Genomic DNA, 10592 nt, shown 5'->3' with positions numbered 1-10592 from the left:
TTCTTTCCCCCCCCCCCCCCTCTCTCCCCCCCCCCCCCCCCCCACCCCCCCCCACCCCCCCCCCCCCCCCCCCCCCCCCGCCCCGTATCGCGTCAGTTCCCGTATCGCGTCAGATCGATCCCGTATCGCGTCAGATCCCATATCTCGTCAGATCCCGCATCGCGTCACACCACGTCATGCGCCGTACCCCGGCATACGCCGAACGAGCGAACCGGGGTCGGCCGAACTCCGCCTGGAATCAGCCGAGTTGGCGCCAGGGGAGCGAGCGGGGTACCGGTCTTCAGGCGTGCGAACGCACCGCGGCCACACCGCGACCGCACCACTACACCCGCCCACCCCCCTGTAAGGGGGGTGGGCGGAGGGGAAAAAGAAGATGCGGGTAGGTGGAGGTGGGCGGAGAGGAAAAGAACGCGCGGGACGGGAAGAACACGCGGGGAACGACCACGCAGGGAACGAACACGCCGCTGAGGCTGTCGGTGGCCCCTCAGTCCACCGTCGTCGCCGCCGCGATCAGCCCCCGGGCCAGCTTCACATCGACCGCCATCCGCTCCAGCAGGGCGTCGAGCGTGTCGAACTTCTCCTGGCCGCGGATGTAGGCGAGGAAGTCCACCCCGACGTGCAGCCCGTACAGGTCCAGCCCGACGCGGTCGATGGCGTACGCCTCGACCGTGCGCTCCTTGCCGTCGAACTGCGGGTTGGTGCCCACCGAGACGGCCGCCGGCATCGCCTCGCCCTCGACCTGCAGCAGGCCCGCGTAGACGCCGTCGGCCGGGATCGCGGTGTGCGGCAGGGTCTCCACGTTGGCGGTCGGGAAGCCCAGTTCACGGCCGCGCTGGGCGCCGCGCACGACGACGCCCTCGACGCGGTGCGGCCGCCCCAGGACCTCCATCGCACCGGCCACATCGCCCTCGGCGACCAGCCCGCGCGCGAGCGTGGAGGAGAACGGCTTGCCGCCGCCCGCCGCACCGCTCTCGTAGAGGTCGATGACCTCCACCGTGTAGTCGTAGGTGGTGCCGAGTTCGGCGAGGGTGTCGACGTTGCCGGTCGCCTTGTGCCCGAAGCGGAAGTTGGGGCCCTCGACGACGATCTGCGCATGCAGCTTGTCGACCAGCACCTTGGCCACGAAGTCGGCGGGCGCCAGCTTCGAGAACTCCTTGGTGAACGGCAGGATCAGCACCGCGTCCACGCCCAAGTCGGCCATCAGCTCCGCGCGCCGGTGGTGCGGCGCGAGCAGCGGCGGGTGGGTGCCGGGCCGCACGACCTCGCTCGGGTGCGGGTCGAAGGTGACGACCACCGCCGGGATCCCCAGCTCGCGGGCCCGCTCGACGGCCTTCCCGATGATCAATTGGTGGCCGCGGTGCACTCCGTCGTACGAGCCGATGGTGACGACGCTGCGCCCCCAGCCCTCGGGGATGTCCTCCAAGCCACGCCAGCGCTGCACTGTGCCCGCTCCTCGCCCGAACTCTTGGTCAGTCCTGTGCGCCATGTCGGCATGGCGCAGGTCTAAGACTGCCATGCCGCGGGTGGTGCTTCGTGCGAAGGGTGGCCCAGCGGTCGTCCGCCGGACCGGTGCGTACCGGACCATGACGCTCCGGTTCCCGTCGGGACACCGGTCAGCCGGGCGCCGCGGCGAGCGTCGCCCGGGCGCCCGGCCCCACCACCTCGGCCCACTCCCCCGGCTCGGCCGCGACCCAGTGCCGGACCCGCCGTGCGAAGCCGGGCACCCGGCGTCCCAGCTCCACCAGATGCCGCTCGAAGCGGGCCGCCCCCTCCGGCGTACGGACCAGCAGCGTCCCGGTGCGGTGCACCAGCTCCCGGGTGCGGGCCTCCGGCCGGCGCTCCGCGCCCTCGGCGGCCGCCCGCAGCAGCGCCTCCAGTACGCGGGTGTCCGGCTCGTCCTCCGCGCGCCCGGCGCCCGCGGCGGCGCCCGACGTCTCCCGCGCCAGCAGCACCTCCAGCAGGTCGTGGCGCAGCGGGGCGGAGTCCAGGGAGCCCGGCTCGGCCAGGACGGCGGCGAGGGCGCAGCGGACCGGCGCGGGGTGGCCGGTCAGCAGCTCCACGGCGAGCGGGCCGAGCGCGGCGCGGGCGGCCGGTCCGCGGTCGAGCCGGTGGGCGACGAACGCGGCGACCGGCTGCGCGGCGCGGTCCGGGCACTGACCGGCGTAGGCGCGGACCAGGGCGGCGGCGCGGCCGGCGAGCTCCGGCTCGTCGAGGCCGGCCAGCATCCGCAGCAGCGCCGCCGCCACCGGCGGGCCCGCTCCGTCGACCAGCCGGGCGCGGAAGGCGGCCAGCACCGTATCGGGGTGGTCGGCGAGGGCGCCGGTGAAAGCCGTCGGCGGCAGCTGCGGATCGCCGGCGACGAAACGGGCCAGCGCCCGGTCCAGGAACCACGGGCGGGTCACCGCATCGCCCACCAGCAGGGCGAGCGCGGAGCCGTGGTGGGCCTCGTCGGCGGCCCGGGACAACAGGCGCAGGGCGGCCTGGCGCAGCATCGCGCGGTCGGCCTCCGCGGTGGCGTACGGGGCCACCCGCAGCCCGTAGGACACGGCGGCGAGGCGGCGCTCGGGGCGCTGATCGTGCGCCCAGCGGCCGACGGCCCGGCACAGCGCCGACGGCTCGTCCTCGGCGAGCGCGTCCAGCAGTTCGTCGCCCTTGGGGTGCGCGGCCGCCACCAGCGCCTCCAGGAGCCCGTCGAGCGCCCCCCGGCGGTGGGTGTGCAGCAGGGCCTGGGCGGCCACGGCGACGGTGACCTCGCGGGGGACGGCACGCGCGGGGCGCTCCCGGCCCGTCGCCGCCGCGCCGGGGCGGGGCAGCGGGCGGGTGTCGTCGAACCAGGCGCACAGCAGGGGCTGGATGCGCCGGGGGTGGGCGCGCAGCAGGTCGGCCGCGGCGTCGAGGAAGCGCGCCGGCCGCGGGTCGGCGGCCTCTTCGGGCGGCGCCTCCTCGGCGGTCTCCCCGGGAGCCGGGTGGACCCGCACCCGGGGCGGCCGGGCGAAGGGGTGGCGTCCGGCGGGCGGGCGGGCGCCCGGCGGCCGGCCCGCCCCGGCCGGTGGCCCGTCGGCCGGCAGCAGGCGGCGCAGCAGATCCATCCGGTCCTCCTCCGCCAGGACCAGCCGGGCCCAGAACCACGGGCTGAACGCCGTCAGGCCCGTACGGTCGAAGCCGCCCGCCCTCAGGGACCGTTCGGTGATCCGGTCGGCGAGCAGCCGCAGCACGCCGGTGTACGGCGTGGCGTCGGGCGCCCGGAGCAGTGCGCCGGCCAGGACCTGGGCGGCCCACCGGCGGCCGTCCGCGGCCTGCCCGGCGACCGGTTGGGCGGCGGTGGCGATCCGCACCAACTCCGCGAGCCGAAAGGCGAGTTGTACCGTTCCCCGGCGCCGGGCGAGCAGCAGCAGGGCCTCGACGGCCGGTCCGATGCGGTGCCCGCCGGGGACGGGCAGCAGATCGACGTCGGCGTGGGCGCCCTGCAGCCACTCCGCGAACTCCTCGTGGGCGAAGCGGTATCCGGGGCCGGCCGGGACCAGCAGCCCCTCTGCCAGGACCGCGGCGGCCCATCCCGACTCCCGGGGGAAGATCTCCTCGAAGCACGCCGGCTCCAGCGCGCCCGGTCCGGAGCCGAGGCAGCGACGGGCCGCCTCGTGCACCCGGCCGGCGACCTGGGCGGCCAGGCGGCGCACGGCGGTGCCGCGCGGCGCGGGCCGGATCGCGGCCGCGATCCGTACGGCGATCCGCAGGCACACCAGGTCCAGGTAGGCGTCGAAGATCTGGTGCCGGTCGGGGGCGCCGACGGCGGCCGGCCCGTCGGCGGCCGGCCCGGACGCGTCGCCCTTGGGGAGCGCGGCCTGGACCTCCGCGAGCAGCCGCAGGGCCAGCGGGTGCCGGGCGTCCGGCGCGGCCGGTGCGCCGGGCGGCAGCCCGTAGAGGCCGCGGGCGCGCTCCGCCGCCCGCCTGGGGAGGTCGCCGATCCCCGCGCAGGCGGGCAGCGCGGGCACCGGATGGCGCGGCTGGTGCAGCAGACCGGGCGGGAAGAGCGCACCGGCCCGCTCCCAGTGCTCGGGGCGGCAGGCGATGATCAGCCGCACACCGGCCGTGCGCAGCCAGTCGGCCGTCGCGGCGGTCCATGCGGCCAGCCGCTCGTGCTGCGCCAGCTGCGGCGGCATCTCCTCCGGCCCGTCGAGGAGCACCAGCAGTGGGCGGCCGGACGCGGCCGCCAGGTGGGCGAGCGCGTCGGGGGTGGTGTTCGCCGGGTCGCCTGCCGTACGGCCCGAGGCGGCCAGGGTCCGACCCGCGGAGCGCAGCGCCCGCGCCACCGCGCCGCGTACGCCGTCGTCGTCGGCCCGCAGCTCCGCGCCGCGCAGCCGGACGGTCGGGGCCGCCTCCGGGCCCGCCGCGCGACTGGCGGCGAGCCGGGCCAGCTCCGTGCTCCGCCCGGTCCCCGGGTCCCCCACCAGCGCCAGCACCCGGGCACCGGCCGCCTCGTCGCCCTCGAGGAAATGCGTGAACTCGGCCCGCAGGTCGGGCCGTTCGACCGGTTGGCGCCACTGGCGCGGCCGCTCCGCCGAGTCCGTGCAGACCTCGGTGAGCCGCAGCGCGCCGGCCGGGTTCAGCTCGTCGCCGTACGCGGGAACGGTCGCCGCGTTGCGGGCCAGCAGCGCGGCGAGCGCCCCCCGGGGTGCGGCCTCGGCGGCCGCGCGCAGCCCGATCGCGAAACCGTCCGCCCGGCGCCCGCTGTGCAGCGCGGTGCCCAGTACGCCGAGGACGACGCCGGTGCGGGCGTCCAGCACCGGCCCGCCGACCGCCGGGCCGCCCAGCCGCAACGCCTCCCGGCCGCCCGCGCACAGGCCCAACTCCAGGGTGTCGTCGAGGAGATGGACCCGGTCCGCGGCCGTGTACGCCACCCCCTCGCCGGGTCCCACGACCGTGCCGTCCAGCCAGCCGCCCGCCCACAGCCGTGCGCGGGTGCCCGCGGCCGGGCGGCGGGTGGCGAGGGGCAGCGGCGCGAGGCGGTGCTGCCGGAAGCCCTCGGTCCGTACGAGGGCGAGGCCGGTCTCCGGGAGGGAGGTGATGGCGTCGGGCTCCACCGGGCGGGCCCATCCGGCGGGGGCGCCGGTGGCCGTGGCGGTGGAGTGCATCATGGGCTGCAGCAGCAGCCGCTGCGCCCCGTCCACCGCCTCGTGGCTGGTGACGACCGTGCCGTCGTGGTCCGCGAGGAACCCCGTACCGCGCGTCCGACCTGCCAGATCGCGGATGCGCACCAGTGCCATGTCCGCATCGGCGGCCAGCAACGCCATTGCCGATTCCTCCTGCCCGGTCCCGTACCCCGACGGTAGGCAGGCGGTGATCGTCTCGGCAGGCCGCGCTGTGAACGCGCCCCCCTCCGCGCCTTGATTCACTCCGAGCGCCTGACCGAATGAGTGAATGGGCCGGACGCCCTGGAGAGAGATCAAGCGGAGGGGGATGGTGGAGCGCGGACCGGTGCTCCGTGCCTGTCCGGACGGCCCGCGTTCCACCACCATCCCTGAGCTAGAGGGCGAACACCGCCAGGCTCTTGGCCTTCCCGCCCTGGTTCTCCACCAGCGCCAGGAACCGCCCGTCCGGCCCGAAGGCCGCGACGGGGCCGTCGCCCTCGAAACGGGGCATGGGGATCCGCGCGCCGTTCAGGAGCAGCCGGGCCTGCGGCTCGGTGACGTCCCAGCGGGTGAACGCCGCGTCGGCGGCCTCGGCGAGCGGCATGATCGGCAGTCCGCCGCCCTCGGGGTCGTCCACCGCGGCCTGCAGCTGCTCCAGGGTGCGCGCCCGGTCCAGCTTGTACGGGCCGACCCGGGTGCGGCGCAGCGCGGTCAGATGCCCGCCGACACCGAGCCCGGCGCCCAGGTCGCGGGCCAGGGCGCGGATGTAGGTGCCCGAGGAGCACTCGACGGAGACCAGCAGATCGGTCACCGGGGTGCCGTCGTCGGCCTCGGTCTCGTGCGCGGAGTGCACCACGAACGAGGAGACGGTCACCGGACGGGCCGGGATCTCCACGTCCTCGCCGTCGCGGACCCGCGAGTAGGACCGCTTGCCGTTGATCTTGATGGCGCTGACCTTCGACGGGACCTGCATGATCGCGCCGGACAGCCGGGCGACCCCGGCGTCGATGTCGTCGCGGGCGATGCCGTGCGCCGCCTTCGACGCCGTGATCTCCCCCTCGGCGTCATCGGTGACCGTGATCTGGCCCAGCCGGATCGTGCCGACGTACTCCTTCTCCGTCAGCGCGAGATGCCCGAGCAGCTTGGTGGCCCGCTCCAGGCCCAGGACGAGGACGCCGGTGGCCATCGGGTCGAGGGTGCCGGCATGCCCGACCCGGCGGGTGCGGGCCATACCGCGCATCTTCGCCACGACGTCGTGCGAAGTGAAGCCGGCCGGCTTGTCGACGATGACAAGACCGCCCGGCTTGTTGCTCTCACGCTTCATTCTGCCGCGGTGCCCTCGTCGTCCTCGTCCTCGCCCGGCTTGCGGTACGGGTCGGCCTCGCCGGCGTACTGGGCGCCCGAGGAGACCTCGCGCACCTTGGCGTCCGAGGCCTTGGCCTTGTCGAGCAGGTCCTCGATCGTCTTGGCGTTGTCCGGCAGGGCGTCCGCCACGAACGCCAGGGTCGGCGTGAACTTCGTACCGGCCGCGGCGCCGACCGCGGAGCGCAGGATGCCCTTGGCGCTCTCCAGTCCGGCGGCGGCGCTGGCGCGGTCCTCGTCGTCTCCGTAGACCGTGTAGAAGACCGTAGCCTCCCGCAGGTCGCCGGTGACCCGGGTGTCCGTGATGGTCACGTGCGAACCGAGCCGCGGGTCCTTGATTCCGCGCTGCAGCTTCTGGGCGACCACCTCCCGGATGAGGTCCGCCAGCTTCTTCGCCCGCGCATTGTCGGCCACTGGTCCGTCTCCTTCTTGTCTTTCACAATTGTGCTTCCACCGGCGGCGACGTGCCCTGCCATCGGGTCAGTCGTCATCGCCGTGCAGCCGCCGGCGTACCGACAGCAGCTCCACTTCGGGCCGTGCGGCGACCAGGCGCTCGCAGCGGTCCATGACATCGGTGAGATGCCCGGCGTCCCCAGAGACCACCGCCAGGCCGATCGTCGCCCGGCGGTGCAGATCCTGGTCCCCGACCTCCGCCACGCTCACCGCGTACTTGCGGTGCAGCTCGGCGACGATCGGGCGGACGACGGAGCGCTTCTCCTTGAGCGACCGTACGTCGCCGAGAAGCAGGTCGAAGGACAGCGTCCCTACGTACATGCAAGACGGGTCAAGCCACCCGTGGGGCCTTAGGTGTACGTGTCATTTCGAACCGTACACGCAACGGCCGGGGCCGATCGACGGAGTTTACGCTCCGCCGACCGGCCCCAGTCGATCGCTGCGTGATCAGCCGCGCGGCTTCTCCCGCATCTCGTAGGTCGCGATGACGTCGTCGACCTTGATGTCGTTGAAGTTTCCGAGGTTGATACCGCCCTCGAAGCCTTCGCGGATCTCGGTGACGTCGTCCTTGAAGCGACGCAGACCCTGGATGTTGAGGTCCTCCGCGACCACCTTGCCGTCGCGGATGAGGCGCGCCTTGGTGTTGCGCTTGACCTCGCCGGAGCGGATGAGCACACCCGCGATGTTGCCGAGCTTGGACGAGCGGAAGATCTCGCGGATCTCGGCCGTACCGAGCTCGACCTCCTCGTACTCCGGCTTGAGCATGCCCTTGAGGGCCGCCTCGATCTCCTCGATCGCCTGGTAGATGACCGAGTAGTAGCGGACGTCGACGCCCTCGCGCTCGGCCATCTGCGTGGCGCGGCCCTCGGCCCGCACGTTGAAGCCGATGACGATCGCGTCGGAGCCGGTCGCCAGGTTGATGTCCGACTCGGTGACCGCACCCACACCGCGGTGCAGGATCCGGATCTCGACCTCTTCGCCGACGTCGAGCTGGAGCAGCGAGGACTCGAGAGCCTCCACCGAACCGGACGCGTCGCCCTTGATGATGATGTTGAGATCCTGCACCAGACCGGCCTTGAGCACCTTGTCGAGGTCCTCGAGGGACACCCGGCGGGTGCGCTTGGCGAAGGCGGCGTTGCGCTCGCGCGCCGCGCGCTTCTCGGCGATCTGACGGGCCGTACGGTCCTCGTCGACGACGAGGAAGTTGTCGCCGGCTCCCGGGACGTTGGTGAGACCCAGGACCAGGACGGGGGTCGACGGACCCGCTTCCTCGACGTTGTTGCCCTTGTCGTCGAGCATGGCGCGGACCCGGCCGTACGCGTCGCCGGCGACCATCGTGTCGCCGACCCGCAGGGTGCCGCGCTGAACGAGGACGGTGGCCACGGCGCCGCGGCCACGGTCGAGGTGGGCCTCGATCGCGATGCCCTGCGCGTCCTGCTCCGCGTTGGCGCGCAGGTCGAGCGAGGCGTCCGCGGTGAGGACCACGGCCTCCAGCAGGCTGTCGATGTGCAGGCCCTGCTTGGCGGAGATGTCGACGAACATGGTGTCGCCGCCGTACTCCTCGGCCACCAGGCCGTACTCGGTCAGCTGACCGCGCACCTTGGTCGGGTCGGCACCCTCGACGTCGATCTTGTTGACCGCGACCACGATCGGCACGTCGGCCGCCTTGGCGTGGTTGAGGGCCTCGATCGTCTGCGGCATGACACCGTCGTTGGCCGCCACCACGAGGATCGCGATGTCGGTCGACTTGGCACCACGGGCACGCATGGCGGTGAACGCCTCGTGACCCGGGGTGTCGATGAAGGTGATCCGACGCTCTTCGTCGTTGACCTCGGTCGCGACCTGGTAGGCACCGATGTGCTGGGTGATGCCGCCGGCCTCGCCCGCGATGACGTTCGTCTTGCGGATCGCGTCGAGCAGTCGGGTCTTACCGTGGTCGACGTGACCCATGACGGTCACCACCGGCGGACGCGCGACGAGCATCTCCTCGCCGCCCTCGTTCTCGCCGAACTCGATGTCGAAGGACTCGAGCAGCTCGCGGTCCTCCTCCTCCGGGCTGACGATCTCGACGAGGTAGTTCATCTCGTCGGCGAGCAGCTGCAGCGTCTCGTCGGAGACCGACTGGGTCGCGGTGACCATCTCGCCCAGGTTCAGCATGACCTGGACCAGCGACGCCGGATTGGCGTTGATCTTCTCCGCGAAGTCCGTCAGCGAGGCACCGCGCGACAGGCGAACCGTCGCACCGTTGCCGCGCGGCAGCATGATGCCGCCGACCGACGGGGCCTGCATGGCCTCGTACTCCTGACGGCGCTGCCGCTTCGACTTGCGACCGCGACGCGCGGGACCGCCGGGACGGCCGAACGCACCCTGCGTGCCACCACGGCCACCGGGGCCGCCGGGACGACCGCCGAAGCCGGGACGACCGCCGCCGAAGCCGCCGCCACCACCGGGACCGCCGCCACCGGGACGACCGGCGAAACCGCCACCGGCACCGCCGGGACGACCGCCGCCGCCACCACCGGGACGACCGGCGAAGCCGCCGCCGCCACCGGGACGACCGCCGCCACCGGGACGACCGGCGCCGCCGGGACCGCGACCGCCACCGCCACCGGGGCCCGGACGCGGGCCGGCAGCCGGACGCTGCGGCATCATGCCCGGGTTCGGGCGGTTACCGCCGCCGGGACGCGGGCCGGCGCCACCGCCGGGAGCCGCACCCTGCGGACGGGGCATGCCACCGGGGGTCGGACGCGCGCCGCCCTGGCCCTGGGGACGGGGACCACCCTGGCCGCCGCCCTGCGGACGCGGGCCGCCGGGGCCGCCCTGGCCGCCGGGACGCGGGGCGCCACCGGGACGGGGGGCCTGCGGACGGGCCATGCCCGTGGAGCCGCTGGAGGTGAAGGGGTTGTTGCCCGGACGGGGTCCGGACGGACGTCCGCCGGGACGCGGGGCGGGGCGCTCGGCGCCGGGGCGCGGAGCGTTGCCACGACCCTGACCACCCTGGCCGGACGCCGGACGGGCCGGACGCGGGCCGGGGGTGCCCGGGCGGGGAGCCGACGAACCGGCGGCGGGAGCGGCCGGCGCGGACGGCGGAGCCTGGAACTCGGGCTGCGCGGGGGCGGCCGGAGCGGGCTTGGGTGCCGCGGGGCGCGCCGGGGCGGGGCGCGGGCCCGGGGTGGGGCCGGCGGCGGGAGTGCTCTTGGGGGCCGCGGGGGCCTGTGCCGCCTCGGAGACGGCGGGGGCCGGAGCCGCGGGGCCCGGCTTGGGGGCGCCCGGCTTCGGGGCAGCAGGACGAGCCGCCTGCGCCGGAGAGGGCGCCGACGGCTTCGCGGGGGCCGACTTGCGCGGCGCCGCGGGCTTACCGGCGGAGCGGCCGCTGCCGCTGCCTGCCTGGAAAGCGTCGGTCAACTTGCGAACAACCGGCGCCTCGATCGTCGAGGACGCCGAACGGACGAATTCACCAAGTTCTTGGAGCTTGGCCATGACGACCTTGCTCTCAACGCCGAACTCCTTGGCGAGTTCGTATACCCGGACCTTAGCCACTTCGCTCCTTCTAGGTCCGGGGTGTCCACCGGACCGTCGCTACTTCATGGGCGTACTCATCGCGTACTCATCGAGTGCTCATCGCAATCTCGACCTACTTCCGACTCG

General features: G+C 74.3%; 6 protein-coding genes. All 6 read right to left on the bottom strand.

The window, feature by feature from the left end; translation table 11 throughout:
* Positions 1-484 precede the first annotated feature (484 nt).
* The 6 genes from ACZ5XZ_RS35775 to infB all read right to left on the bottom strand — a co-directional run bounded on the left by ACZ5XZ_RS35775 (position 485) and on the right by infB (position 10484).
* Positions 485-1441 carry a bifunctional riboflavin kinase/FAD synthetase gene (locus ACZ5XZ_RS35775; RefSeq protein ID WP_468986046.1) on the bottom strand — a complete coding sequence of 319 codons (957 nt, stop codon included), beginning with the start codon at positions 1439-1441 and terminating at the stop codon, positions 485-487.
* A 172-nt stretch (positions 1442-1613) separates the two neighbouring features.
* Positions 1614-5291: a hypothetical protein gene (locus ACZ5XZ_RS35770; RefSeq protein ID WP_468986043.1), complete on the bottom strand. Its 3678-nt coding sequence runs from the start codon at positions 5289-5291 to the stop codon at positions 1614-1616.
* Positions 5292-5523: 232 nt separating this feature from the next.
* A complete protein-coding gene (gene truB / locus ACZ5XZ_RS35765; protein WP_468986042.1) occupies positions 5524-6453 on the bottom strand; it encodes a tRNA pseudouridine(55) synthase TruB in 930 nt (309 codons plus the stop codon).
* A complete protein-coding gene (rbfA, locus tag ACZ5XZ_RS35760; RefSeq protein WP_468986040.1) occupies positions 6450-6905 on the bottom strand; it encodes a 30S ribosome-binding factor RbfA in 456 nt (151 codons plus the stop codon). Before rbfA ends, truB begins: the two co-directional genes overlap by 4 nt.
* A 66-nt stretch (positions 6906-6971) precedes the next feature.
* Entirely contained in the window at positions 6972-7265 is a 294-nt protein-coding gene (locus ACZ5XZ_RS35755) for a DUF503 domain-containing protein (protein ID WP_362834049.1), read from the bottom strand.
* Between the two features lie 126 nt (positions 7266-7391).
* Positions 7392-10484 carry a translation initiation factor IF-2 gene (gene infB / locus ACZ5XZ_RS35750; RefSeq protein WP_468986038.1) on the bottom strand — a complete coding sequence of 1031 codons (3093 nt, stop codon included), beginning with the start codon at positions 10482-10484 and terminating at the stop codon, positions 7392-7394.
* Positions 10485-10592: the final 108 nt, after the last annotated feature.

The organism is Streptomyces sp. NPDC033270 (assembly GCF_055576575.1).
This window is presented reverse-complemented; position numbering and strand designations above follow the sequence as displayed.

What these genes read in the sequence shown, in the direction of transcription:
- ACZ5XZ_RS35770 (WP_468986043.1), bottom strand. Translation starts at nt 5,291, where the DNA reads ATGGCGTTGCTGGCCGCCGATGCGGACATGGCACTGGTGCGCATCCGC.
- truB (WP_468986042.1), bottom strand. Translation starts at nt 6,453, where the DNA reads ATGAAGCGTGAGAGCAACAAGCCGGGCGGTCTTGTCATCGTCGACAAG.
- ACZ5XZ_RS35755 (WP_362834049.1), bottom strand. Translation starts at nt 7,265, where the DNA reads ATGTACGTAGGGACGCTGTCCTTCGACCTGCTTCTCGGCGACGTACGG.